At 45.5% G+C, this 25,592-nt stretch carries 22 protein-coding genes; 8 read left to right on the plus strand and 14 right to left on the minus strand.

The genetic code is table 11. The annotated features are described in order from the left end of the window. Positions 1-155 precede the first annotated feature (155 nt). Positions 156-443 carry a hypothetical protein gene (locus ACXX53_RS07480; protein ID WP_458568003.1) on the minus strand — a complete coding sequence of 96 codons (288 nt, stop codon included), beginning with the start codon at positions 441-443 and terminating at the stop codon, positions 156-158. 177 nt (positions 444-620) lie between these two features. On the opposite strand from ACXX53_RS07480, the gene ACXX53_RS07485 reads away from it, so the two are divergent. Then, positions 621-779 carry a hypothetical protein gene (locus tag ACXX53_RS07485; protein WP_458568004.1) on the plus strand — a complete coding sequence of 53 codons (159 nt, stop codon included), beginning with the start codon at positions 621-623 and terminating at the stop codon, positions 777-779. A 309-nt stretch (positions 780-1,088) separates the two neighbouring features. Here ACXX53_RS07485 and ACXX53_RS07490 read toward each other — a convergent pair whose 3' ends face one another. Then, positions 1,089-2,234, minus strand: coding sequence for a metallophosphoesterase (locus ACXX53_RS07490; protein WP_458568005.1), 1,146 nt, complete (start codon positions 2,232-2,234; stop codon positions 1,089-1,091). A gap of 264 nt (positions 2,235-2,498) precedes the next feature. On the opposite strand from ACXX53_RS07490, the gene ACXX53_RS07495 reads away from it, so the two are divergent. Then, positions 2,499-3,107 carry a hypothetical protein gene (locus tag ACXX53_RS07495; protein ID WP_458568006.1) on the plus strand — a complete coding sequence of 203 codons (609 nt, stop codon included), beginning with the start codon at positions 2,499-2,501 and terminating at the stop codon, positions 3,105-3,107. A gap of 51 nt (positions 3,108-3,158) precedes the next feature. Here ACXX53_RS07495 and ACXX53_RS07500 read toward each other — a convergent pair whose 3' ends face one another. From ACXX53_RS07500 to ACXX53_RS07530, 7 genes are all read right to left on the minus strand, one after another. Then, positions 3,159-4,835 carry a DUF4855 domain-containing protein gene (locus tag ACXX53_RS07500; protein WP_458568007.1) on the minus strand — a complete coding sequence of 559 codons (1,677 nt, stop codon included), beginning with the start codon at positions 4,833-4,835 and terminating at the stop codon, positions 3,159-3,161. Between the two features lie 68 nt (positions 4,836-4,903). Then, entirely contained in the window at positions 4,904-6,262 is a 1,359-nt protein-coding gene (locus tag ACXX53_RS07505) for a hypothetical protein (RefSeq protein WP_458568008.1), read from the minus strand. Positions 6,263-6,359: 97 nt separating this feature from the next. Further along, positions 6,360-7,373 (minus strand): zinc-dependent alcohol dehydrogenase, encoded by a 1,014-nt coding sequence (locus ACXX53_RS07510; protein WP_458568009.1) that lies wholly within the window; start codon positions 7,371-7,373, stop codon positions 6,360-6,362. Between the two features lie 15 nt (positions 7,374-7,388). Beyond that, positions 7,389-8,474 (minus strand): hypothetical protein, encoded by a 1,086-nt coding sequence (locus ACXX53_RS07515; RefSeq protein ID WP_458568010.1) that lies wholly within the window; start codon positions 8,472-8,474, stop codon positions 7,389-7,391. 32 nt (positions 8,475-8,506) lie between these two features. After that, positions 8,507-9,382 (minus strand): carbohydrate ABC transporter permease, encoded by an 876-nt coding sequence (locus ACXX53_RS07520; RefSeq protein WP_458568011.1) that lies wholly within the window; start codon positions 9,380-9,382, stop codon positions 8,507-8,509. Continuing rightward, a complete protein-coding gene (locus tag ACXX53_RS07525) occupies positions 9,382-10,311 on the minus strand; it encodes a carbohydrate ABC transporter permease (protein ID WP_458568012.1) in 930 nt (309 codons plus the stop codon). The genes ACXX53_RS07520 and ACXX53_RS07525 overlap by 1 nt, the downstream gene beginning before the upstream one ends. A 71-nt stretch (positions 10,312-10,382) precedes the next feature. Beyond that, complete coding sequence (locus ACXX53_RS07530; RefSeq protein ID WP_458568013.1) at positions 10,383-11,762, minus strand: ABC transporter substrate-binding protein; 1,380 nt, start codon at positions 11,760-11,762, stop codon at positions 10,383-10,385. A 509-nt stretch (positions 11,763-12,271) separates the two neighbouring features. Between ACXX53_RS07530 and ACXX53_RS07535 the strand changes: the two genes are divergently transcribed. Then, complete coding sequence (locus tag ACXX53_RS07535) at positions 12,272-13,033, plus strand: acetylglutamate kinase (protein WP_458568014.1); 762 nt, start codon at positions 12,272-12,274, stop codon at positions 13,031-13,033. Between the two features lie 89 nt (positions 13,034-13,122). Here ACXX53_RS07535 and ACXX53_RS07540 read toward each other — a convergent pair whose 3' ends face one another. The 3 genes from ACXX53_RS07540 to ACXX53_RS07550 form a co-directional block, all read right to left on the minus strand. Continuing rightward, a complete protein-coding gene (locus tag ACXX53_RS07540) occupies positions 13,123-14,811 on the minus strand; it encodes an ABC transporter substrate-binding protein (RefSeq protein WP_458568015.1) in 1,689 nt (562 codons plus the stop codon). Between the two features lie 85 nt (positions 14,812-14,896). Beyond that, entirely contained in the window at positions 14,897-16,525 is a 1,629-nt protein-coding gene (locus ACXX53_RS07545) for a response regulator transcription factor (RefSeq protein ID WP_458568016.1), read from the minus strand. Further along, entirely contained in the window at positions 16,506-18,341 is a 1,836-nt protein-coding gene (locus ACXX53_RS07550; RefSeq protein WP_458568017.1) for a sensor histidine kinase, read from the minus strand. Before ACXX53_RS07550 ends, ACXX53_RS07545 begins: the two co-directional genes overlap by 20 nt. Before the next feature lie 236 nt (positions 18,342-18,577). On the opposite strand from ACXX53_RS07550, the gene ACXX53_RS07555 reads away from it, so the two are divergent. Beyond that, positions 18,578-19,435 (plus strand): ABC transporter permease, encoded by an 858-nt coding sequence (locus ACXX53_RS07555; RefSeq protein WP_458568366.1) that lies wholly within the window; start codon positions 18,578-18,580, stop codon positions 19,433-19,435. A 15-nt stretch (positions 19,436-19,450) separates the two neighbouring features. After that, positions 19,451-20,323 carry a carbohydrate ABC transporter permease gene (locus ACXX53_RS07560; RefSeq protein ID WP_458568018.1) on the plus strand — a complete coding sequence of 291 codons (873 nt, stop codon included), beginning with the start codon at positions 19,451-19,453 and terminating at the stop codon, positions 20,321-20,323. Positions 20,324-21,081: 758 nt separating this feature from the next. Here the strand turns inward: ACXX53_RS07560 and ACXX53_RS07565 are convergent. Continuing rightward, positions 21,082-22,386: an MFS transporter gene (locus ACXX53_RS07565; protein WP_458568019.1), complete on the minus strand. Its 1,305-nt coding sequence runs from the start codon at positions 22,384-22,386 to the stop codon at positions 21,082-21,084. A 145-nt stretch (positions 22,387-22,531) separates the two neighbouring features. Here ACXX53_RS07565 and ACXX53_RS07570 point away from each other — a divergent pair, with 145 nt between their 5' ends. Next, positions 22,532-22,954, plus strand: coding sequence for a YmaF family protein (locus ACXX53_RS07570; protein ID WP_458568020.1), 423 nt, complete (start codon positions 22,532-22,534; stop codon positions 22,952-22,954). 243 nt (positions 22,955-23,197) lie between these two features. Continuing rightward, on the plus strand, positions 23,198-23,554 hold the full coding sequence (locus ACXX53_RS07575) for a RidA family protein (protein ID WP_458568021.1): 357 nt from the start codon (positions 23,198-23,200) through the stop codon (positions 23,552-23,554). Positions 23,555-23,640: 86 nt separating this feature from the next. On the opposite strand, the gene ACXX53_RS07580 is transcribed toward ACXX53_RS07575, so the two are convergent. After that, the gene (locus ACXX53_RS07580; protein ID WP_458568022.1) at positions 23,641-24,645 is read right to left on the minus strand and encodes an S-layer homology domain-containing protein; all 1,005 of its coding nucleotides are present in this window, start codon (positions 24,643-24,645) and stop codon (positions 23,641-23,643) included. Between the two features lie 247 nt (positions 24,646-24,892). Here ACXX53_RS07580 and ACXX53_RS07585 point away from each other — a divergent pair, with 247 nt between their 5' ends. After that, on the plus strand, positions 24,893-25,549 hold the full coding sequence (locus tag ACXX53_RS07585; RefSeq protein ID WP_458568023.1) for a TetR/AcrR family transcriptional regulator: 657 nt from the start codon (positions 24,893-24,895) through the stop codon (positions 25,547-25,549). Positions 25,550-25,592 lie beyond the last annotated feature (43 nt).

Here is a 25,592-nt window from a genome sequence, read left to right on the forward strand (position 1 = left end):
TTACATATCACTCCTTATGTTAACCGGTTCCACTAGAGTTTCTATTCTATTGAACAAATTAATAATTGATCTGCATTAAATAAAACTACGGATATCCCAACACATAGACAAAGCCCGCGATAAAGGCGCGGGCTTTGTTACATCTTCCAAGTGCTTCAGCTATTCGAATTTAATCCTTTATACTCTTTGATAAAGAGCGAGGGATCGGCCTTCAAAGAATAAGTAAATACACCCTGTTTGGTGTGCAGATACAGTATGCCTTCATCCGCCCCCAGCTTTCGGTAAGATATATCGAATATGTTCTGAATATCAAATTCCCGGTGTTGTGTCACCAGTTTATCTTGATATAAGTACATGGTACGTTCATACACAACCGTCTTCTGTTCAACGCTGGACATTACCCTTTCGACTTTATAATAGGGCTGCTCAGCTATCCACTTCATGAGATCTCTCCTTTATCGCTATACTCTTCAACATTATATCAGAAATCACTCCGAGACCCGAATGTCACCGACGTCCATCATCGTGATCTCCGAAGTTGTTTATTCGCGAGATAGAGTATTATGGCGCTCTTATGCAAACAATAGCCATGTGAAAAAACGCATATGGAGGCGCAAAACATGGATACACAAGACTTTCAACCCGCAGCATTGGACGAGTCGATGATCATGAAGCTGAAGACTTTTGAAGAGTCGATATCCGATGAAGCCGGAAGCAAGATCGTCGTCATTGCTTACCAATCCAAGGATGAGTCCGCGGACAGAAAAACTAACGAGTAAATAAAATCAAGGAGCTGTCCCAAAAGTCATTCTTCTAATCTCTTTTGGGACAACCCTTCTTTGATTCTTCACCAACAGAAACCGCTAACCTAGTCGATGAGACTGGATCAGCGGTTTTTTGTCCGATAGTACAGACGGTGATAGTAAGGCTGTATGACCCGCGCTTGAGCGGACACAGATGACGCTATTTGCTTCAAAACTAGCACTAAACCGCTTATTTGGGTCAAATAACGGCGCTACGGTCCGCTAGTATGTCGAAGTTCTTTATTGTACATACGTCTCAAGATAATATTTAAGAATGTCTAACTATTATTTGAAGCTAATATTCAACTCCACAATTTCAGAACGGCTGCCCAGTCGAATAGGCGGTCCCCATGTGCCATATCCAGAAGAAACAACAGCGTGCATCTTCTTTTTCAGCATATAACCCCAATCCAATTCAAACATTCGTCTCGTCACAAAATGATTAGGCACGAACTGTCCTCTATGGGTATGTCCGCACAGCAATAGGTCTACTCCCGCCTCGGCAGCAAGCCCAAAGTCGTTTGGCTGATGATCCATCGCGATAATAGGGCTCGACTGATCAAGTCCCTCCGTCAAGGCTGCGATGCTCTTGCGACCTCTCGCATCCATCCTCTCCGCAGTGCGATCCTTCCGTCCGATCACATAATAGGAATCTGCTATTTCTACAACTTCATCCTGCAATACGCGAATACCAATCTCGTTCATAACTGCTGAATACTGCTTAATCGATCTCCCGTAGTACTCATGATTGCCGAGTACTGCATACACTCCGTGCTTCGCCTTCAGCCCTTTCAGCGTATCCTGCATCCGATTGCGCAAGAACGGTTCGATGCTGTCATCAAGCACATCTCCAGGCAGAAGAACGAGATCCGGCTCCATTTCATTAATGCGGTTAACTAATCGTTTCAAATGACGGTTGCCCACGATGTTGCCCAGATGAATATCGGATGCGACCGCGACACGGAGCTTCGATAACTTAGGCACTTCCTTCTCGATCACGATCGAATGTCGTCTAACCGCAGTGCTCCACGCATTACGCGATCCCCACAATAGAACTGCTATGAGAATAATTACTACGATGCCCCCCGCGAAAGATACATAACCCGCTGTAGATTTACCTGTCAGTTTCAGTATCCAATAGGCCACATCAACGATCGGCAACAGAATGAGAGCGAACTCCAATACCGCCAAGTAGTATGAACCTATCACTTTAAACAATCTAGCAGCAGGGCGCACATGTCTAGGCCATGGTACAACACCAATTGCATATGCGAAGGCAATTAACATGAACATGAACCAGTAGATCAAAGGTTCTGTATTCGGAAACCACTCCTTAATCAAATACCAGCCATGTATACCAATATACAGTTGTGCGGCGACCAAAGCTGCGATCATCAACAGCCCAGAAATAATTGTCCGAACACCCTTCATGCCATCGAGCTCCCATCTGTTTTATTTCACACAAAAGAATTTACCATGATTCTGGATTCGCATCAAATGATAAAAAACGAGGAATAGTCTCACCTGTATGCTGAATCGATTCCTTATAATCATTCCACTGAGATTCCCTGATAGGGATAGCCGTTGAATTGCTTGTTAACAATATTTAAGATGCTTAATCGTTAGATTTGACCGAGCTCAATGGCTTAGGATAAGATTTAATCACACAAGTTCAGTCAGGAGAAAGGAACTGCTATGCAACAAGATATCTCGAGAAATCATAGGTTTAATGATGTTTTTGAAATGTTTCTATATGTGATATGTGGATTATCAATTATTTATTTTGGTGTAACTGGAGCTTACGGCAAATGTTTTCAAGCGGGTCTCATCATTATTGTCCTGCTGATCTTCAGGGGCTTAATCGTGTGGACCAAGAGTGAACTTCCTCCCGCACTGCGATTCTCGGTGCTGATCTTTATCGCGCTCACGATGATGATCGCCAACCTATTTGGAATGTATGCGTTCATCCCTCATCTAGATAAGATCGAACACCTGCTGTCTGGAGTTATTCTCTTCTTCACAGGACAGTTCATCTTGAACAAGATGGCTAAGCGTAAAGGATTGAGCAGCCTGCCTTCCAACATCGTGATCGGGTTCTCCTTCTTCTTCTCTGTTGCTATGGCTGGAGTTTGGGAAATTTATGAGTTTACTGTCGACCATTTATTCGGACTCAATTCGCAAAATGGCAGTTTGACGGACACGATGCTCGATATTATCTGCGGAACAACTGGGGCAATTGGCGCAGTCTTGTACCTGTTCTCCAGAGCGAGCAGAGATCCTCATTCCGTAGAAGATATCACTTAAGATGAAATAAAGCCGAAGGGCTATCCCTTCGGCTTCTCGCATGAACCATCATTATGGACGGTACTTCCCCGTTAAATATTTATAGGTGTTGTCATATACCGCACGAGCATCCGGATCCGTCGACTCCGCTGCCTTCTTCAACGTTTTGACCTGTTGATAGAAGGCCTTGAAAGATTTCATATAGCCGTGCTCAACACCTTTATTCAGATAAGCGTAATACTTATTGCGCAGATTCGGGTCCGTCAGTACAGCATCGTTCATTTCAATCTCTACTCCCATGCCGTGTTCGTACGCCGCTTGTGCTATCGAATCCAAACGGTCGATTGTCGTATTGTGGAACATATAGTTCGGCTGCATAAGCGCAGTATCGAAGCCATTCTCCTTCCAATCACTCCAGCCGCGAGCGAAATAGTAAGGGATCCATTGAAATCTAAGATCTTGACTGTGTACGTATTCCGAAGTCCATTGCAGCAGTTCATCCTCATTCACACTCGTTTGACGTGATACAAACTCGCTGTACCAGTAGAACGAAGCAAGCTTCAAATTGCTATAATTAGCTTCATCCCAGCGGTGGTTCACTTCATCAATATACCATTTAATGACCTTCTGGCGATTGATCAAGGCTTGCTCTTCGCCGATTTCCTTAATGTTCATATTCTCATTGATGCCATCACCATCAACATCTCCGAAATTGCTCTGATCCACTCGAGGATACGGAATCGTTATCGATACTTTGGCTTCATAATTGTTCCTCTTAAGATCAGCTTTCGCCTCGCCTACCGCTTGGTTTAACGCACCTAACTCATAGTCGCTGCGGAACAAGCGGTCAAGATGCTTAATCCAATCCTCTTTATTCGTTGGCTTTCCCGTGTTGGCAGCAAAGTTCGCGCCGTTTAATAGCGGACCATACGGCAGAAATAAGAAGCCGTCAAACATATAATCCTTGCGTTTCATATCCTGATCTACGTATGAAACGTATGGCTTTAGATCCTCTTTCGTATATGAAATCCAATCTTTAGGCTCATATTGCCATTCCCCTGTGTACAGAAGCACTTGGTTATCAATCCTGCCGCTCTCTTTAGAGCCCATCTTCGGATATCCGTCATCCTTCTTCGACTTGTCTTGGGTATGATGCAGCTTGCGACCAGAATCGCCATGTGTACCCATCACTTCAAGCTCATCCATAAACAGCCACGACGAAACCGGAATGTCCAGTTTCACGTAACGAGCTGATCTGTCAATGTTCGTGATGCCGATCTTTTGAGTAAGAGGGCCGTTATCAGTCGTTGGTTTAGTACTTCTGCCGTCCTCCAACTGCTGCCACTTCTTCCCGTCAGCTGAGAGTGAGAAGCCTACAGACTCTGGAAAGAAGATGCCGTTCTTATTGTCCTGCAGCACATTGAGATAAATTTCCTGAATGGTGGCAACCTCACCCAAATCAAGCGTAACGATACGGCTTCCCTGCCACAATCTCCCGATAAACGCTTTGTTGGAAAATACCGTGCCTCCGTACTCACCATCTGTCAATTGCTTGTCTGTGTCATCCGCGTGTGTGCTTTCTGTCTTTCCAAACAGTGTATCTACCGGATAAGGCGTTTCGATTGTATAGTTCTTGTTTAAAGCGAGATTAACAAGCTGTAGATCCTGTTCCGCCTTCGCAGATGCCGTGAAGCTGATTGAAGCTGTGAGCGCCGCCACAAGCAGCAGCGCCAATGACCGTTTCAACATCGATTATCATCCCTTCAGATTGCCTTGATTTATTTCCATAGCGTTCGCAGCTATGAACAATCATGCTATCATCGCACCAACTTGCTAAGGAAGCTTATCCGATATCTTAACCTAGGCCTTCCTCTGGAAGCGCCCTTCTCTTCACCAATGATCTCTACTAGCCCAGCGTCCGTCCAAGCCAGCAAGAAACGATGAACAGTGCGTACGGTTACACCTAACGTTTCAGACAGCTCCTGAGCATAATAATCCAGTTGTCCAGAGCGCACAGTATGCGCCATTAATTTGCTCAGATACAAGGAGGTCATACCCGCTGCTTCAGCTCGCTTTATTAGTTCGGTATCCACCAGCGACAGATTGAACTCATTGGGTATAGACATTTCCAGTGGTCCAACTATGCTTGCATCTTCTCGCACGATAAAGCAAGTCTCACCTCCGCTATCTAGCGCAAGGCGCAGCGAATGTCTAGCATGATTCCCTGCATCCCCTGCCGTATACCCGAATCCGATGCCGATGCTGATCTTGTGACCATTAACCTTTTGATGCTGAGCCTTATTTGATAACGGAATATACTTGTATCCGCCAGTTTCACGTTCAAAAATCCCTCTAGAGGTAACCAACATATACTCTCGTTCATTCAACTGCTGAATATGTCCTTCCAGACTCTTAGCAAAATTCAAAATAATATGCTGAATGTCTGCCTTAGATCGTTTATCCTCTAATTCCGTATGTAAATCTGGTATTTGCTTCATACTTTCAGAAATATGAATGTAGCCGATTACGATCTGTGCTTCTTTATTTCTTCTCCATTCAGTAGAGAGGAGCGCCCGCTCCAGTGTCACGATAATATCCTGCTCCGATGGCTGTATCCATTCGCATGGGACTCCTTCTTTACGGAGGTGCACGGCTACACTTCGCACAGATGTTAGTGCTCCGTGTGAATGTCCAGAGCGGTAGACTGCAAGATGGTATTGAACCAACTCGAACACAGTAGGATACGGATCGCCTTCATAGACAGGCCATTCCGTATTCGCAATTCCAAGCTCCTTCAAGGCAGACTTCAGTACACTTTTGCTCAATGTGTCCACCGAATAACATCTATCACCGCTCAATCGATCCAAACGGAGCAAGCTGCGATAGAGCACAGAGCTGGAGAGCGGAACGAACAATAAGGGCAGCGGCAGTGTTTGATGTGCGATCGCTAGTTGATAAGGTACTGGTCCGGTAAACACAATCACCTCTACCTTCCCTACAAGACTTAATGCAAGCTTGTCTGCATCCTCTTCCTTGCGATACCCTTTCATGAGAGGCTCGAATGATGGAAAGGCACTAAGACAGTGCGCCATCGTTGGGAGTTGAAGCTCTGGACCGACAATTCCAATTCGTATTCTTGATGAGTCCGAAGCGCGAGCATCGTTTGACATCAACATACTTTTCCTCCATTAAATAGAATAATATGACATATTTCAATCATATTCTATTCCATTTCAGGAGGGAAACATGAAGAAGAATGGGCAATCGCCTTATTCAATATCGAATCAGCACTCCAAGCGCATGGCTCACGTCCTCCTTCAGCGCTCTGTATGCTGCTGGTGCATCATTGATATCATATTCATCCGTTATGAGCGGTTCGATCCGAAGCCGACCTTTCTCTACTTGGCGAACATACTCAGCCATGTTACGGCCTTCGGTCCAACGAACATATGACCTTGGATAATCGATGCCCTGATCTTCATATTGCTCATCATATCTGCCTGGTCCCGCAGCTCTGGCAATGAAGAAATCCGCTTCCTTCTGAAAGAACAGCTCGCGTGAGAACTCTATTGGAACGTTGCCTACTAGAGCAAACTTCCCTCGGAACGCAAGCTTCTGCATGCATGCTTCTATGATCTTGGAGCTTGTGGAATGAGCCACCAGTGCAATGCTGTCGAAACCATGTCCTCCAGTAAACTGTCGTATTCGTTCTTCAACTTGTTCGTCGCTAGCCAAGCAAGCGTCGATACCCAGATCGGCAGCCAGTTTGATTCGAGCTGGATTCATATCCGTAGCGAACACTTGATAGTTGGCCTGCTGACATACCTGCGCGATGAGCTGCCCAAGCAAGCCGAGCCCAACTACCCAGACTGTCTCGCCAAATTGCATGGAGAGACGGCGAACACTATGAATAGAGACAGAACCGAGGCCTACAAGCGCCGCTTCCCGCATAGCTTCACGAGTAGACAGCTTTACACATAGCTGCCTCGGCACGGATAATTGCTCGGCGTGGTAGACATAAGGACCGCCATAGCAGGCAACCAGATCGCCAGGCTTCAGATCCGTTACCTTACTTCCTGTCTCTATGACCTCACCCGACGCGCTGTATCCCAGCTTAAAGCCATCCGGTACATTTGAGTGATGGATGAGATTAAGCTCTGTTCCAGGACTGATGCAAGAATATTTTATTTTCACAAGCACACGAAGAGGATGATGATCAGCCAAAAATGGAGCATCTGTTTCCTCTAATACTGCTTGATGCTGTTTAACGACAATTTGCTTCATCATGTACACGCTCCTTATCTAAGCATGAGTATCAGCGGTCTCGTATTGCCAGTCATCTAGGAGCAGATAGGAGACAACTGCAGCGAATCCGGAAGCTTTGCGGAATGTCGTCGAAACCGGTGTTCGATCAGGATCATCATTTTTCACGATCGGGTTGAACAATGAAATCCCTTGTTCCTGAATCATTGAAGCCACTTCACGAAAACGGTTTTTGCCTCTTTCCTGAATATCTGGGTCTGCGGAGTCACGCGATAAGCACATGTGCAGCTCCCAACCGTTATCCCAATCTCTTGCCCACCACGGCGCTTCTGTCTCATCGTTTGGCGGATTGCGTATCGCTGTCAGTATTGTGTCCAGCGCCTCATCTGAGACACGGCTCCACTCCTCTCTCAGTTCTTTCGACAACAATGGCAGCGCAGTATGGGCAAATGCGATGATCGTAGCCTGATACATAACGCTGTTCCCCATAACGACTGTGCCATCCCAATTCTCAATATAAGGCCACCAGCCCGGGGTGTTTTTACCGAATCGGTTTATGAGATGCTTAAACACCTGATTGACCTTCTCTAGATACTCGGGATTGCCCGATAATTGGTACGCTCTCGCGAACGCATGAGCCGCATACATATCGCCATTCAGCACATCAAAGTTTTCGCCCGGACGCTTTAGGATGACAGCTGGATTCTGCTTGGCAACCTGTGTCAGCAAGTATTCAACCGAGTGAATTAAGCTTTCCTTTGCATCCTCGCAGCCCGTTATCTTGTAAACATGATATAAGCTGTTCGCCACTGCCCCGATCTCCGCGATATCGACCGTAACAGGATCGCCCTTTTTCACGTAGAACGGCTGGCCAAACGCTCCGCTTGAGAGTTGACGGCGTCTAACTTCCTTCATCAACTGGTGAGCGATCTCGAAGCCGTCTCCTCCATGCAGCAACCCGTCTGCGGAATAGATGCAAGCCGTTAACCCCGTCGTGCCGCAGCTTGCCCGGTCGCCTAACTCTTCATCAACAATGTAGAGCGAGCCCGTTTCAGGGTCATTTCTTAATAAGTTGTCAAAGTAAGGTCTCATTTCACGAATAACTGAAGAAACTAGCTGCTTCATCACGATCATCTCCTTCAACCTGTAAATAGCTATTATTTTGTACCTGTCAAAGTAATGCCCTGAATAAACACTCGTTGCACGAAGAAATAGAGAATGACGATCGGGATCGTAAACAGTGCTGCCGCAGCCATCAGCATCCCCCATTCAATCTGATACTCGCCGATAAATGCTTTAAGCCCTACAGACAATGTCCATTTAGCAGGGTCATTTAAGTATATGAGCGGCATCTGGTAGTCCTTCCATGAGAACAGAAATACGAGCAGCCCCACAGTAAAGAGCGCTGGCCTCGACAAAGGCAGTATCATCTGCCAATAAATGCGAAACTCAGAAGCACCATCGATCTTAGCAGATTCCGTAATTTCATGCGGTATTCCCATAAAAAATTGACGAAGTAAAAAAATATAATAGGCGGCTCCGAAAAAGGCTGGCAGTATGAGTGGCCAAAACGTATTGACCAGATTCAGCTTGTTGTAGAGCACATAAAGCGGCACCATCGTAGATTGTGACGGCAGCATGATCGTCCCCATCATTATCATGAACAGTACATTGCGGCCTTTGAATGGTACTCGAGCTAATCCATAAGCTGCTAAAGGAGCGGCAAACAGTTCACCCAATACGCACATCAACGCGATGAAAAGTGTATTTAAGGTGTATTGAAGAAACGGTATCGCGTTGACCGCGTTAGAGTAGTTCGACCAGTACACTTGGTCAGGCCACCATACAAATGGTACTGCAAATATATCGTCGATGGATTTCACGGAGGTTAACAGTAAATAGAAGAACGGCCCTAGGAAGCTGATTCCTGCTATACAGAGTATGAGGTGCTTAAGTATGGATGCCGTAATTTGTTTAGCTGACCGTCTTTTTTTGGCGAATGTGATCTTGGTTGTAAGCACTGCTTCAGACATCACTTTTCACCTCCGTAGTAAACCCATCGTGCTGAAGTCTTAAATATAATTAACGATAGCGACATCACGACGGCAAACAGAATCCAGGCCATCGCAGACGCATAGCCCATGTTGAGGAATGAGAAGGCCTGCTGGTACAGATAGATCGAGTAGAACAAGAGTGAGTTCTCCGGCCCGCCGGTTGATTGTGACGCTTCAGCAAACACCATGCCTTCTGTGAAGTATTGAAATGAAGCGATTAATAAGATAATGAGTTGAAATAGTGTCATCGGTGAGATTGCCGGCAGCGTAATGCTCCAGAACTGCCGCAGTTTGCTGGCACCGTCGATCTCAGCAGCCTCGTAAAAGACTTTCGGCACCTCTTGAAGTGCAGCTAAGTACATAACTGTTATTGTGCCTGTTCCCCAGAAGCCCATCATAATGATAGAAGGTTTCGTCCAATCCGGCGAGATGAGCCAATTCGGTCCGGTAATACCAATATACGATAGGAACATATTGACAAGTCCGTACTGTGAATTCAAGATCCACATCCATAGCAAAGAGCCGGCAACCGCTGGAACTAATGTCGGCAGAAAATAAATGGTACGATAGATGCTTTGACCCTTCACCTTGGCGTTCAGTAATAAAGCCATCAACAGCGCAAACGCCATATGAGGAATAACGCCAAGCACCGTTATATATAGCGTGTTATACATAGACAGGTAAAACTTATCGTCTTGAAACAAATTCTTATAGTTCTCGAACCCTACCCACTTGGGTGGCGAGAACAAATTGTATTCCGTCATGCTGTAGTACAGAGAAGCAAGAATTGGATACAGTTGAAATACAAGGAATCCGATAATCCATGGACCCGTGAACAATAAACCGATGAGCAGCGTTTTACGTTCTCGTTTGCGTACGCCGACAGCATTGCTATTGGTGTCCTTCATCATTCCGCCCCCTTTCTTGATGTAAACAAGTGGATCGTACGAACCGATCCACTCGTTTGCTTTGAAGCTTATTACTTCTTATCTACGAGAAGCTGAATCTTCGCCGCTACCTTATCCATGGCCTCTTGCGGAGTTTGCGTGCCTTTCAACGCCTTCTCTGTTTCTTCGGATAGCGATTGCAAATATTCATTAATGTACGCACTGTTCGGGAAGCCTTTCAGATTCTCACTCTTAGCTGCTTCAAAGTACGGCCACATCAATTTGTTGTCTTCAACCTTCAGGCGAGCGTCGTCAAGAGCTGGCTTCAGCGTTGGAATAACCTTTGCTTCGAGCGCGAATTGCACCTGAGCATCAGCTGACATCATATACTTGACGAATTCCCATGCGGCATCCGCTTGCTTAGCCTTCGCTGGAATAAAGATCGCGCGAGGCGAAACCATGCCGGAGCCTTTTAATTCAGGATTGGCTTCTGGATATGGGAACGGCGCTGAACCTATTGTACCGTTTTCCTTGCGCTCTTCTTTAAAGTGATACTCCCAGCCGATGAACATTGCTAGCTGACCTGTTAAGAGCGGGTCTTGTGGAGTACCGCGCTTCCCCATTCCCGACTTGAATTTGTCGATTTGATCACGACCGAACTCATCGTAGAACGAACGCTGGTAAGCAATTGATTTCACATTAGCTTCAGCATTCGGCGTGACTTTGCCAGTGCTCTCATCAAACCAAGAGCCGCCGAAGATAGCTGGCCAGAACACATTATCAATCCAAGGGTAGTCTGGGATGAAGCCGATCTGTGTAATAGTGCCGCTATCATCCTTCTTCGTGAGCTTCTTGGCATATTCAAACATCTGCTCCAACGTTTCTGGAGGTGCAGTAATCCCTGCTTCTTCGAACAACTTCTTGTTGTACAACAGTGTATTAGCCATACTCATCGTGAACGGCATACCGTAATACTTGTTGTTAATCTGCATACGTTCCATAGCCGCAGGAATCATAGTAGTCACGTCAAACTTGTCTTTCGCGATATAATCGGACAGATCAAGCGCCGCACCTGCAGTCGCCCACGGTCCAATATTGTTCCAATACGTCATAACAACATCAGGCGACGCTCCGCCTGAAATAGCTGTCAGCTGCTTCGTTGGATCTTGATTGCCAAGAATCTTTACTTCTATTTTATCTTGGCTCTTATTAAAGCTCTCAACCACATGGTTGATCGGACCCGCATCGGCATCTGTGTATGTATGCCAGAAGTTGATTACTACCTTTTCTTTTGGCTCTTCCTTCTTCTCTGGTGTTGTCGTGCTGCCAGTCGTGCCTGAATTGCTTGAAGTATCAGACTTCGCTTCACTGCCATTGGTGCTGGAACTAGAGCCCGAACAGCCTGCAAGAATTGAGAACAGCATGATAGCAGAGACTAACAGCACGAACGATTTTTTAGTTACATTTTTCAATCGAGACGCCTCCTTTAATGGAATACTCTTTCTACTCTACTGAACGAAATAGATGTGTTAGTGCTGCAGCATACTGAAGAGCTTTCACCTCCTCCAACGAATCATCGACTTATGCTTCTATCACATAAACTTCCATTAAATGTTTTATTTGAGCTACTGAAAGCGTTTGCGTATTAGTGAAGGTCTGATATAGAAGTCTTATTCCAATAGACGTTTGCTATGCTGGTTCTAGTGGTCAGATGTGTTATTTAGAAAGGAGAGATGGAGAGTAATCTGAGGCGAAAAGCGGATCGCACTTGCATACCTCGATTTCGAATGATAGGACTAATCTTTGTCTATTCTAATTCAAGTATTGGAATTTATCTCTATTTTTACTATTTATAGACGAATTATTCTCCGATAGGTATCAAGCGATTTCAACTGCTAATTACTTGCATATAAACATTCATAATCACAATAGGCGATCTCCCCATATAATGATGTACATTGTTATAAAGGAGAGAAGCATTATGTATACTCAACCGTTTACCGGTACATTCTATGCTCCTTATCAGGTCGAACAATACCAACCTTACTCACAGCACTACAATCCATATGTAAATGCCCCACATCCAGGATGGGATACCGCCTACAATCGTGAGGATGTGCACTACTGTGCGCACTCTGCTTACCCGGTTGTACTTCATGAGGAATCTTTCACCTTGCCCCGCAACTCAGGCTCAGTATCCATGACAAAATCGCAGTGCGACTTCAGAGCTTATATGCGTTTATTGTGGAATCAGCATGTGGAATGGACACGAATGGTCATTATGAGCATCGTATTTGGATTGCCTGATCTGGAAGCTTCGATCGCACGACTACTGCAGAACGCTACGGATTCCGGCAATTCATTAAAGCCTTACTATGGGGAGCAAGCAGCGGCACAATATGCTAAATTAATGAATGATCACTTAGTCCTTGCAGCCGATCTTGTTAAAGCGGCGAAAGCCGGAGATATGCAAAAAGCGGCGGAAATAGAGAAGAAATGGTATGCGAACGCTGACGAGATCGTCCAGTTCTTAGGCAGTATAATGCCGTACTTAGATCAAGAGCAATTCAAAAAGATGTTCTATAATCATCTTGCCTTGACGAAGTCAGAAGCTGTTTCCATGCTGAAAAAGGATTATAAAACAAGTATAAAACTGTACGATCAGATTGAGATGGAAGCACTGATGATGGCGGAAATGCTGTCTGATGCGATCATTAAGCAGTTTCCGCAAATGTTTCAATAGCTGGCTTATACGCAAAATGGGGCAACCGCATTCGTCATCATCATGACTAGCGGAAGCCCCATTTGCATGTTCATTTCAAGAATAATGGATTATTTAGATACGGATTTGAACCAATCGTTGACTTCCTTCGTAACTTCGTCTCCACCATTCGATTTCCAGCTTGCTACGAATTGGTCAAACGCATCAACTGGAAGTTTACCGTATATGATCTTATTGAATGTTTCCATTTCGGACTGACGAAGAAGGTTCCACTTCGCGATCATCGTCGGCGTTGCTGCTCCCGTAAAGTAGTTCTGCTTGCGGATATCCATTTGCGACATAACCACTTTTGCGGCGTACCAGTTTTCAGGCTTGCGGAATTCAGACAATTGCTTCTCATAAGGAGTTTCTGGTTTCTGACCGTCAGCAAGCTTAACCAATGTCTTCATATAAAGATCCGGAATACGCGCAGGACCCGTCAAATAATTGAATTTGTCAAAGAAATCCGGAATCTTGTCTTTATCACTCGTAGGCTGGCCATCGACGATATCCCAGTCATAGCCTTTAGCAAATCCGTGCTCAAATGGGCTTCCCACTTGAGGGTTCGCCAAGTTTTCCAACATATAGTTATAATAGAGAATGAGCGCTTCTGGATGCTTCGCATCCTTGTTGATCATATAGCTTCGGTTGACACCGGAATTCTGCCACTTCGTACCCATCAATCCGTCAGGACCAGCAGGCACAGGATATGCTTTATACTTGGCGCCTGGCACGTTCTTCAATAAGTCTGGAGCAGGCCAGTCTGGAACCCAGTTCGCTCCAGGCAGAATACCCGCTTCGCCTCTCGTCCAGATCTCAGCGGACTTGCCTTCATCCCATAGTGCGGAATCAGTATGAATATAGCCTTTATCCATCCATTCTTTCAGCTTCGCAAGCGCTTGCTTTGATCCAGGATGAACGGAACCATATTCAAGATTGCCATTGGCATCCTTGTTCCATTGCTCTTGGATAGTGCCGTATGCGCCGAACAGCCAATCCAGCCCGCCCATCCAAGTGTTGGTATTGCCTTTCAAGGAGATGGCAAGTGGATACACTTTATCCGGAGCCAAGCCATCTGGATTCTCATTCTTGAACTTATCCATGATCACTTCTAAGTCTGCTATCGTTTTCGGAGCTTGCAGATTCAACTTCTCCATCCAATCTTCACGAAGCCATAGGATGGTGTCGTCATTATCGGTATATTCCATGATAGGTAGATTGTATCTCTTGCCGTCCCGTGTAAATGGATACCATAGTTCCGGATTCTTCTCCGTATGGCCTTTCCATATATCATTGGCATACTTGTCAAACAGCTCGTCAATTGCGATAAACTGACCGGAATCGATCAATTGGTTGGTCAGCACGGCATCGGTGGGCACAAATACAAAGTCAGGCAGCTTCTCGCCAGAAGTAATTGCAAGCTGAAGCTTCTGTCTGTACTGCTCGTCGCCTGCAGGATACCACGTATCTTTATGTTTCATACCCAGTGTTTCCAGCATCCAGCGATCATGAACGTTGTTCTCGTTCGTATCGCCTTTGACATGCTTGGTAGGCATTAACACAGAGCTGAACTCGATGGGCGGATCGTACTTGCCTCTCGAGAAGACCGTATCAATCGCATTGGAATCAACAACTTCTGGTGTGCTCGGCTTCGCGTTATCTTCAGGCTTGGCAGTATCTCCGGACTTACCGCTGCAAGCTGTGATAAAGACGAGTGTCATGACGAGAAGCAGGAGCAATGACTTTTTGAATTTTCCCATGAACACTTCCCCCTACAGAGTGTGATGTTTACACAGGTAACTTTATCAACTAATGGGAATGTCATCTATATGACAATATTAGTTTTCATATTACTCTGTTATGGTGTTCATTTCCTTCACGATATTCCTGCGGCGTTATGCCAAATTGTCGTTTAAACACCTTAATGAAGTAAGCTGGGTCGAGATATCCGATGTCTAAGCTGATCTCATACACTTTCTTCTCCGTCGTCTTCAACATATGGCAAGCGCGCTCCATCCGAAGCCTGTATACGTATTCGCTGATGCCCTCGCCAGTTTCGATCTTATAGATCTTCGACAAATGTGTAGGATGGAGGTTGACATGGTCTGCCAAAGTGCGCAGTGATACATCCCGATGCAGATTATCCTCCGCGTAGGCTTGAATCTTCTTCACATACTGAGAGCGGATGTCCTTCACTTCATTCGAGGTTCCCTCTCTCAGCTTAGTTAGAGCGCTAATCGCCCACTTGCGCAGCTTGCTAATGGAGGAGAATGCTTCTCCGCTCAGCATCTGTTCCATATTAGGCCCTAGCAATTTGGCTAATGTATAGCCGTTTCGATGAGCAAGATTGGTATAAGAGGATGCGATGACGTATCCCGCTTCCATACAATGCTCCAAGGAATCATGCCATTTCATATCCAGTTCCGCGCATACGGCGATAAGCTTCTCTTCCGCTGCCTCCCATCGTCCTGCTTCCAGCAGATTCATCAGTAACGGCGGCATATAGAGCTCGTCCAACGATCCATTGGCATCATGGTGCTTCTTATCACCTACCTTGATGATGAATTCCTTTTCATCACCTACAATCTGCAGGAAATACGCAATGGCTTGACGGTACTGATCCGATAATTGCTCGGACAACGGAAAGCTCTCTGTCGTTACGATCGAGAGCGAGCCCTTCAGAAACTGCTTCACTTTGTACTGAAGTTGCAATGCAAGCTTCTCCAACAGCGCCTCTTGTCCTATATCAGCATGCTCCCGCTTCATCTGCAGCGCAAATACAAGATAGCCATGTTCCTCTCTAACGCCCCATACCTCCATGAACTCCCCCATAATTTCTTGAGCCATATTGATAATGGCATATTCCAACAACTGCTGTCCGTTTTGTTTATACGGCTCGAATTCACCCTCCATACGAACGAGCATTAATGCGCAATCTCCGTCATGAAATGGCAGCCCGTACGTCATTAGCTTACGATTCCATTCGTCTTTCGATATCCAATGACCATGTAGCGCGTCCAGTAGAAGCTGACCGCGCAGCAGCGGCAGATTTTCTCTTATCGTATATTGGGTACGTTCCAGCGAGCTGACGCTTTCCCATTCAACATTTAACTGCTCGATCGCCGTCCTAACCGCATCGAACAATTCATTATCCATCGGCGGCTTTAATAGATAATCCACCGCTTGATGGTGAAGCGCCTTCTTCGCGTATTCAAAGTCCGAATGACCGGATAGGATGATAAACTTGATTCTACGATCCCGCAGCCGAATGTGTTCGATCAGCTCAATTCCCGTCATCTCGGGCATCAGAATATCCGAGATGACAATATCAATCGGATAAGTTTCAATGATTCGCAGCGCTTCCTGCGCGGAATAGGCTTTATGTACAAGGTCAATGCCTAGAGTGTGCCAAGGCTTATGCATGGATAAGTTATCTACCCAATGTGGTTCATCATCAACGATAATTAACTGCAATTGTCTTACCTCCTGGTGTGGTTGTGTGCTGACTCTGCTGCTCCTCAGCGGCTATCTCCCAGACAATCTCTGTACGAAATCCTCCACAGGCTGATTTCTTGAATGTCAAATTGGAATTCTCTCCAAATTGGTGCATCAACCGTTGATTCGTATTCCATAATCCGCAGCCCATCTCTTCCTGCAGCGACTCATGCATCTTGTGATTCAATGCATCCAGCATGTCCGGCTCTAAGCCAGGACCGTCGTCATCGACATAGATTCGACAGAAGCCGCTTGACATCTCGCCACTAATCCGAATTTCCCCTGCGGTATAAGATTTCCCTACGCCATGAATGACAGCATTCTCTACGATCGGCTGCAGCAGCAAGCGAGGTACACGCTGAACCAGCATTTCTTCCGGTATATCGATATGATAATGAATCCGCCCATTGCGAAGCTTCTGTATATCGAGATAGTTAACGAGCAGCTGAACTTCATCCTTCAGGACGGCCGACTGCTGTTCCATCCGAGTCGTGTATCGATAGTAAGCGCTGAGATTATAAGCCATTGAGACGACCGCTTCTTCATCCTTCATCTGAGCCATATTGATAATATAGCCGAGACAGTTATACAGAAAATGCGGATTAATCTGCGCCTGCAGCTGCTTTAAAGTCGCCTCGCGAGCTCTTAGCTTCTCAGTAAGCACGTTCTCTATTAAGTCCTGAATCTGACGAGACATATCATTAAAGCGCCTAAACAAAAACGTAAATTCGTTATTGTCGTTAGAACTGATCCGAACAGAATAATCTCCCCGCTGAACTCGCTTCAATCCATGGATCAGCTTCTGGATCGGACGCTGGACGTTGCGGTACAACAGAAAAGACACAGATAAACCCACTGCAAATAATAGCCCCAGCGAAACATAGAACAGATTGCGGCTAAATTCAATCGGCCCTAATACTCGGTCTAACGGCACTACATCAACCAAATGCCAATTCAGATATGGAGACTTGTTCGACATTACCAGATAATCCTTGCCATTCAATTGAGCGATCTGCTGTGTCGTATTTTCAAGAGTTTTGGTATCCAAGTATTGCTGAACTTCATTCATCAGCACATTGTCCGCGGTACGGTTCGTAATTAAGCTTTCTCCTTTATGATAAAAAAAAGGATCCCCCTGTCCCCCAGCTTTATAAGTATCCAGCATGTTTTGAATGTTTTCGTGTCCGAAGCGAGCGGAGACGACGAGGTTACTCCCAGTCAGCGTACCTTGCTGTCCAGTTGAGTCGCTATAGAACCAATAGAAATCTTTCTTCTGATCAGCAGCGATGCTGGTGCCGTCACCGTATGTCCATTTTCCGCTCATATTCTGTTTTAAATATTCCTCATCATATGCCCTAGCGTCGTTTGCGTTAGAGACCATCTCTTTATTCTGCTGAGAATACACCGTGTATTTTGCAGGCCATATGCTTGTGATCCCTGACTGCAGCCTCATCTTCTCTTGAATGACATATCTAGTCTGCATGCGGTCATAGCGATCTTCCCATAGCGCTAAGCCATTGAATTTCTGTACGTTCGGATCTCGTGAAAATGTAATGGTAAAGTCCATCATTTGGTTAATGCGAGAATCGATCTGATTTGATAGAAAAGCCAACTGTCTAGCATTCGACATCTGAAGCTCTTTACTGACTACGTTGAAGGCTACATCGTTGGAATAGGAGTACATAATAATTATCGGAACAAATAATAGTAAGATTAAACAGTTCATTTTCGCTGACAAACTAAACTTCGCGCTTGCTTTTCTACGCACCAATCCAATCCCATTACTTAACCCCATTAATTGTCCCCCCAGATGATGTTCTCTACAAAACCATATCAATCCTAACAATGTCATATAGTCCCGAGGCAAGTGTGCTTGATACTATATATAACAAAGATTCCAGCTATGCACAAACCATTTTTGGAGGACGGGAGAGCATTATGAGAGTAGAACCCTTACAGCAAGCAGCTCGCACCAACAAGCCGAAGTCAAGAAAGTCAACCGGCATAAAGCAGCCTTGGACCTTGCATTTTATGGTGCTGCCAGCGGTTATCATGGTCTTTATCTTTTCGTATATTCCGATGACAGGCATCATCATAGCGTTTCAGGAATATAAGGCCAATCTAGGAGTAACGGGCTCTCCGTGGGTTGGACTGAAGCATTTTCGTTATATGTTTGAAAATGAATACTTTATGCAAATTACGATGAATACGCTGTTCTTTGCATGTTCGAAGATCGTGTTGAATTTAATCATCCCGTTTGTATTCGCCTTATTATTAAATGAAGTCCGCCATATGGGATTTAAGCGTTCCGTTCAGACATTCGTCTATCTGCCGCACTTTCTATCATGGGTTATTCTCGCGGGAATATTGATCGATATGCTTTCTTCGACAGGATTAATTAATCAATTTGTCGTCACTCTGTTCGGCACTAAACCTATTCCGTTTTTAATGGATGGCGATTGGTTCCGATTTACGGTCATATTCAGTGATGTGTGGAAGGAGTTCGGCTTCAATGCAATCATTTTTTTAGCGGCATTAACAAATGTTAACCCCGCTCTGTACGAAGCAGCTGAAGTAGACGGCGCAAGTCGATGGAAGCAAACGACACACATTACAATTCCTACTGTTTTGCCTATCGTTATCGTGGTTGCTACTTTAGCGCTAGGCAATGTATTGAACGCGAACTTCGATCAGATCTTTAACTTGTACAACCCACTAATCTATCAGCAGGCGGATATTATCGATACGTTCGTCTACCGCCAAGGTTTGCTAGGCGGTCAGTTCAGCTTCTCTACTGCTGTCAGCTTATTTAAATCGATGATCAGTCTTATCTTAATCATTGTATCCTATCGGCTAGCCTACAAATTTGCAGGATACCGGATCTTCTAGAAAGGGGGACAACTTGTGTATCATAAAACACTGCCCTATCGAATATTTAGCATCGCCAATTATGTGTTCTTATCCATACTTTCGATACTTTGCGTATTGCCGCTATATCACCTGCTGATGGTCTCATTGAGCGATACAGCTCCTGCAAATGCCGGACTTGTCACCTTTTGGCCGATGGGATTAAACTTTGAAGCATACGTGAAAACGTTTAGCAACGAGCATTTTCTTACGTCCTTGTGGGTATCCGTGCAGCGAACGGTATTGGGAACAACGCTCGCCTTGATCGTGAACACCGTCGCAGCTTACGCTCTATCCAAAGAAACTCGCGTCTTTCGTGGGCGCAATATCTACTTATGGTACTTTGTCGTGACAATGCTGTTCAGCGGCGGCCTGATTCCAAGCTATATTCTCATCTTGAAGCTCGGGTTGATGAATACGCTATTGGCCCTTATCCTGCCAGGCTTAGTATCCGTCTATAACATCATCCTGCTTCTCAACTTCTTCCGCGGCATTCCGAAAGAGCTCGAAGAAGCGGCGCTCATCGACGGGGCGGGACACTTCCGCACGTTTATCAATATATACTTGCCCGTGTCATTGCCGGCCATTGCGACGATATCTCTGTTCGTTATGGTCACTCATTGGAACTCCTACTTCGACGGCATCATCTACATTCGCGACACCGACAAGATGCCGCTTGCAAGCTTTATGCAAACGATCATCGTGAAGCAGGATATGACGCAGATGGACCCTGAATTGGTCGCTAACTTGTCGCAGCGTACGATTCGCGCCTCACAGATCTTTATCGGCGCGCTTCCGATTCTGCTCGTCTACCCTTTCCTGCAGCGCTTCTTCGTGAAGGGGATTGTCATTGGCGCAGTTAAAGAGTAATTAAAAAGTCCTCTCCCAACGATCAAGATCGTGTGGGAGAGGACTTTTTTGATTCGCGTTCGACGCGCCGCGCAGCGGACCGTACAGCCCTTATTTCCGCAAAAACGAGGGGTTTTGCGCGTTTTGCGGACACAGGGAACCTTATTCGCCTGAAAACATACCATTTTCGGCGAATATTGTGCAAATAGCGGAACCACGGTCCGCTAAGCCATCGAAATTGCCCGCTTTTGCTCAAATAGCGGCCTGTGTGTCCGCAACCACTATCTTCTGTTTACTTAGCCGCTTTCGCCTTCAACGCGACGCTATACGGACCGTACAGCCCTTATTTCCGCAAAAACGAGGGGTTTCGCGTGTTTCGCGGACACAGGGGACCTTATTTGCTTGAAAACATGCCATTTTCAGCGAATATTGTGCAAATAGCGGAACCACGGTCCGCTAAGCCATCGAAATAGCCCGCTTTTGCTCAAATAGCGGCCTGTGTGTCCGCAACCACTATCTTCTGTTTACTTAGCCGCTTTCGCCTTCAACGCGACGCTATACGGACCGTACAGCCCTTATTTCCGCAAAAACGAGGGGTTTCGCGTGTTTCGCGGACACAGGAGACCTTATTCACCTGAAAACATGCCATTTTCGGCGAATATTGTGCAAATAGCGGAACCACGGTCCGCTAAGCCAGCAAAACAGCCCACTTTTGCTCAAATAGCGGCCTGTGTGTCCGCAACCACTAACCAGCGAACAAACATATACGCCCCCTGCCACTATTGTGCATCCCTGCGTGACCACACTAAAACAGGTATGAGCAGCAGCGCAAGAAATCCGCCGCCAAGCGAAAGGGCTGCATAGCTCGTCTGTGCCGCCACCATCCCAGAGAGCATGCCTCCAGAAGCCCCGGCCAACGCGATCAATACATCTACACTCCCCTGTGTCTTAGCGCGCGTGGACGGCGGAGTAGCATCAACAATAAGCGCTGTTCCGCTTATCAATCCAAAGTTCCATCCCAGTCCAAGCAGAGCGAGCGCGGTGATGAGCATAGGCAAGGAATCGCCGGCGACAGCAGAAACGACGCCAGCAGCTAATAGAGTTACACCAGATGCCACCGCCATTGCTGTACGCCCGATCTTATCAACGAGCATTCCCGTCACAAGCGATGGAAGATACATGGCCCCGACATGAATGCCGATTACCATTCCGACCGCTCCTAGTCCATGACCATAATGTCTCATATGTACAGGTGTCATTGTCATAATAGAGGTCATCACGATCTGGCTTAATACCATAATCGTAGCACCTACAATGGTTCCACGTTTATTAACAGCAAGCGAAGGTGTGCTGGGGTTCGATGTACTTAACTCACTCGGACCCATGCTCTGCTCTTTCGCCAACTCTTTCGCAACAATGAGAGGATCTGGGCGCAGAAATACAAATAATACGGTTCCTGCGAGGATGTAAGCAGCGCATGCCAGCAGGAAAGGTCCAGCTAATGCAGGTACGCCAATAGACAGAGCAAACTGCCCCATTACTCCTACTAAGTTCGGACCTGCAACTGCACCGAATGTAGTGGATACCATGGCAATGCTGACCGCAGTCGCTCTCTGCTTCGAATTCGCTAAGTCGGTACCTGCATAACGTGCTTGCAAGTTAGTAGCAGAACCTGCGCCATAGATTAACAGTGAGGTAAACAACAATACAATATTATCGGCTAGAGCGGATATTATGATTCCGATTGCACCGATCCAGCCAGCGAAGAATCCTGCTGCAAGTCCTAGACGGCGACCATGGCGCTGAGAGAATCGCCCTACCAACAGCGCGGTCAATGCTGAACCCAGCGTCAGCAGAGCGATTGGAACTCCCGCATATCGATCGGTGCCCAACATATCCTGTGCAAGAAGCGCACCTACCGTAATTCCTGCAGCTAGTCCCGCTCCGCCGAATATTTGAGATATAACAACTATAAACAGGGTGCGCTTATACAACCGCTGTTGTGTTTCAGTGGAATACTTAACCCTATTAAATCCATTAAATTGACTTGCAATAGCGGTCGATTCATCTGAGATCTGCGGCATCACATAATTCTCCTTCCATTTCACTTGTAGTTGATTTTAATTATATGCAGACTACCGTATAGCCCATTCTGTGCGAATGCCGTTACCAATCAGATGCCTTAGTAGTACAATATCCTGATGAATAGATTGTTTAGGAGGGTTCGTATTGAAGAACAGATCCCATAAATCAGCTAGCTCTAAGAAGCTTAGCTCAGGTATGAGGGAGAGCTCCACATTCCGCACGAATCGTTTCCAGCACCGAATGAGCGGCAACACTTCGTTTAACTTCGGACATCGTCATCGCTTTGACAATTTTACAAAACGCTTCATACAAGGTATTGGAACACATCGACACACGTTCGATGGTTTCACACAGATCGCTCTTAGACACCGGCATTTTTTCTCTGGTATCACGGGCCCAGCGATTAATGGGCAGGGTGCTAGACACTTCCACCGCTTCCGTGTGTTCACTCGATTCGCAGATGGACATCGGCATCTCATGTCTGGTAGAACGAGCGTCCCGATAAAGGTTAGCGGTTCAACACGACATAAGCACGGCATCATTATCGAAAGTATAAAACGAATCTAAAGCGGCTACAGCCAATGGGAACTGATGCATGGTCATCTAGACTTCCCCTTGGCTGTTCATCTTCATAAGCCTAAACAATCGATCATCCTGCACACCCACTTTATACCATATTTTAACACCAAAATCATTTTCTTGATAATGATCTAGTATTCGAATAGGCACATCGACAAACAAGAACATATGTTCTATACTATTTTTGATCTACATGAGTACGTCAAAACACTTCATCTAGGGGGAAACGTTATGGTGAACAGAATTCCAACTCCGTTCAGCTATTCATCAGCAGTTGAAGCAGGGGATTACGTATTTCTCGGTTTGCATCGAGGGTTTGGGGAGAGCTTCACACAGCAAATACATCATACCTTCGAACATTTGAGAGAAACGCTGCATAAATGCGGCACATCATTAGATCAGTTAGTCAAGGTAAATGTTTACCTCAAGAACATTAACGATCTACCTGAAATGGAAAAGGTATTCTACGATTACTTTGCTGCTGATCAGTTTCCTGCAAGGATGACATCAACAACGCAATTTATAGATTCAGATTGTCTCTTAATGATAGATGGAGTGGCTTATAACCCAAGCGCTTCTAATCATTAGAGCAAGCAGTACATATATATGGCGAAAGGACAGCAATCTCTCGCTGTCCTCTCGATATACTTGAATTCAATATGCAATCCTCTTATTTATTTCTTATGGGCTTCATATATTCGAACTGCGATCAAAACCGCCATTTCACGAGTACAGTTCCCCTGAGGATCAAAATGGCCATCCATTCCTTTCACATATTCATGCTTTGCCATATATTTAACATTATTAATGAAGTATGGTGCGATCTTATCATCGTCTGCAAACTCCGGCGCGCCGGCCGTAGAGTAATCAGCGTTAGGTGCCATAACTTGAATCGCCCGGCTCAGCATGGTTGCCACCTGCTCGCGATTCGTTAATCCATTAGGTTCAAACTTGTTATTTCCGATCCCATTTATGATACCTAGCTTATAAGCCTTCAGCACTTCTGAATTGTTCGTATCGATAAATGTTCCAGCTGGAGCAGGCGTTACCGGCTTGTTCATATACACTTCATATAATCTTGCGGCAAGCTCTGCGAACTCCTCGCGTGTAATCGGAGAATTCAAATTATCCTTTATCGATTCTGTAATCAGTCCATACTTCTCAGCTCTCTTTACTTCGTGTACAGCCCAGTTGCTGACATGACTATAGTTAACCGGCTTAAACGAAACGGTATTCGAGAATGGAGATGCGGTATATTCATTCGTTTCGTTTGAATACATCACATAGAATACTCGAAATGTATAATCAGTCGCTTTAAAATGATCTCCGGCGACGGCTTCCGGCTTGAATTTCGCAGTTGTTGTTTCTGCGGCTTGTCCTGCTCCCCACTCGTTTAGCGCGCGTTTCTCTGAAATATAGGGCTTTCCTTTATAAGAATAGTCAACATGAACTACCATCGTATACTTGCCGTCATTAGCTTGCGCTTCCAGCAGTTGAGCTTTCACGCTCTGCGGATTATCCCATGTAAGATGAAAGATTGGCATACTGTCTGCATCTTGAAACAGCTGAACCTTGAGATTGGATGGAGCTTCAAGCGTTGGGCTAGCTGCTTGTGCTTCCGGCGTGAGTGGAACAAGAATGACGAACATTAACACGAGTGATATCAACTTCTTGTACATAGCCTGCTCCTTTCTGCTGTAACATGTCGATTAGAATAATTACATGTCTAGCATCTCATTAGTTCAAAAATGTGTCTACCCTTTTCATGGAAATATCTATAGATAATAAACAGATAATAAACGTTCAACATCAGTTTTTACCTTCTGCCAAGCTATTCCAGAATCAACATTTTTGGAAGTCTGTCAGTGAAAGTGCTATAGTATCAAGTAGAACACTTCATATGTACTGTGTTAGGAGTTGAGCTGCTTGACAGATCAGAACGAGCCATGGATTGACGAAATGCTGAACAAGAACGAAACCAAGATGACGGAGAAGCAGGCGAATATCGTAAAGGCCGCAATCGAAATATTTTCTGAAAAAGGGTATGCGGCATCCTCTACCAGCGAAATCGCTCAACGCGCAGGCGTAGCGGAAGGCACGATATTTCGTCACTATAAGACGAAGAAAGATCTACTCTTGACGATTATTACTCCAACTATCGTCAAGCTGATCACTCCATTCGTGATGCGCGAGTTTCGTGATGTGCTGAAGACGGAATATACGAATTTCGAGCAATTTGTGAGATCCTTTACTGAGAATCGAGTCGAATTCGCCCTTCAGAATAAGAAATTGTTTAAGATTGTCATACAGGAGCTTCCGTTTCAGCCTGATCTTCAATCACAGCTGCAAGAGTTAGTCGTGACACTGGTTAAGAATCAAGTTTCATCTATTGTTGAACATTTTAAGCGGGAAGGTCAAATCGTTCAACTACCGACAGATACCATAATTAGAATGATGATATCTGTCATTGGAGGATATATATTGACCCGTACCTTCTTACCTGTTGGTTCGAGTGATGCATGGGACGACAAGTCGGAGCTTGATGCCACGATTACATTTCTAATCAAAGGATTAACCCCTTAGCCTATCTATCATATAACAACATAAACGCCTAAGGAGCTCATCC

The sequence above is a fragment of the Paenibacillus marinisediminis genome (assembly GCF_054343325.1).

Excerpts from the sequence above, each read along its gene's own strand:
- ACXX53_RS07480 (WP_458568003.1), bottom strand. The coding sequence starts at position 443 with ATGAAGTGGATAGCTGAGCAGCCCTATTATAAAGTCGAAAGGGTAATG.
- ACXX53_RS07485 (WP_458568004.1), top strand. The coding sequence starts at position 621 with ATGGATACACAAGACTTTCAACCCGCAGCATTGGACGAGTCGATGATC.
- ACXX53_RS07490 (WP_458568005.1), bottom strand. The coding sequence starts at position 2,234 with ATGAAGGGTGTTCGGACAATTATTTCTGGGCTGTTGATGATCGCAGCT.
- ACXX53_RS07495 (WP_458568006.1), top strand. The coding sequence starts at position 2,499 with ATGCAACAAGATATCTCGAGAAATCATAGGTTTAATGATGTTTTTGAA.
- ACXX53_RS07500 (WP_458568007.1), bottom strand. The coding sequence starts at position 4,835 with ATGTTGAAACGGTCATTGGCGCTGCTGCTTGTGGCGGCGCTCACAGCT.
- ACXX53_RS07505 (WP_458568008.1), bottom strand. The coding sequence starts at position 6,262 with ATGTTGATGTCAAACGATGCTCGCGCTTCGGACTCATCAAGAATACGA.
- ACXX53_RS07510 (WP_458568009.1), bottom strand. The coding sequence starts at position 7,373 with ATGATGAAGCAAATTGTCGTTAAACAGCATCAAGCAGTATTAGAGGAA.
- ACXX53_RS07515 (WP_458568010.1), bottom strand. The coding sequence starts at position 8,474 with ATGAAGCAGCTAGTTTCTTCAGTTATTCGTGAAATGAGACCTTACTTT.
- ACXX53_RS07520 (WP_458568011.1), bottom strand. The coding sequence starts at position 9,382 with ATGTCTGAAGCAGTGCTTACAACCAAGATCACATTCGCCAAAAAAAGA.
- ACXX53_RS07525 (WP_458568012.1), bottom strand. The coding sequence starts at position 10,311 with ATGAAGGACACCAATAGCAATGCTGTCGGCGTACGCAAACGAGAACGT.
- ACXX53_RS07535 (WP_458568014.1), top strand. The coding sequence starts at position 12,272 with ATGTATACTCAACCGTTTACCGGTACATTCTATGCTCCTTATCAGGTC.
- ACXX53_RS07540 (WP_458568015.1), bottom strand. The coding sequence starts at position 14,811 with ATGGGAAAATTCAAAAAGTCATTGCTCCTGCTTCTCGTCATGACACTC.
- ACXX53_RS07550 (WP_458568017.1), bottom strand. The coding sequence starts at position 18,341 with ATGGGGTTAAGTAATGGGATTGGATTGGTGCGTAGAAAAGCAAGCGCG.
- ACXX53_RS07555 (WP_458568366.1), top strand. The coding sequence starts at position 18,578 with ATGGTGCTGCCAGCGGTTATCATGGTCTTTATCTTTTCGTATATTCCG.
- ACXX53_RS07565 (WP_458568019.1), bottom strand. The coding sequence starts at position 22,386 with ATGCCGCAGATCTCAGATGAATCGACCGCTATTGCAAGTCAATTTAAT.
- ACXX53_RS07575 (WP_458568021.1), top strand. The coding sequence starts at position 23,198 with ATGGTGAACAGAATTCCAACTCCGTTCAGCTATTCATCAGCAGTTGAA.
- ACXX53_RS07580 (WP_458568022.1), bottom strand. The coding sequence starts at position 24,645 with ATGTACAAGAAGTTGATATCACTCGTGTTAATGTTCGTCATTCTTGTT.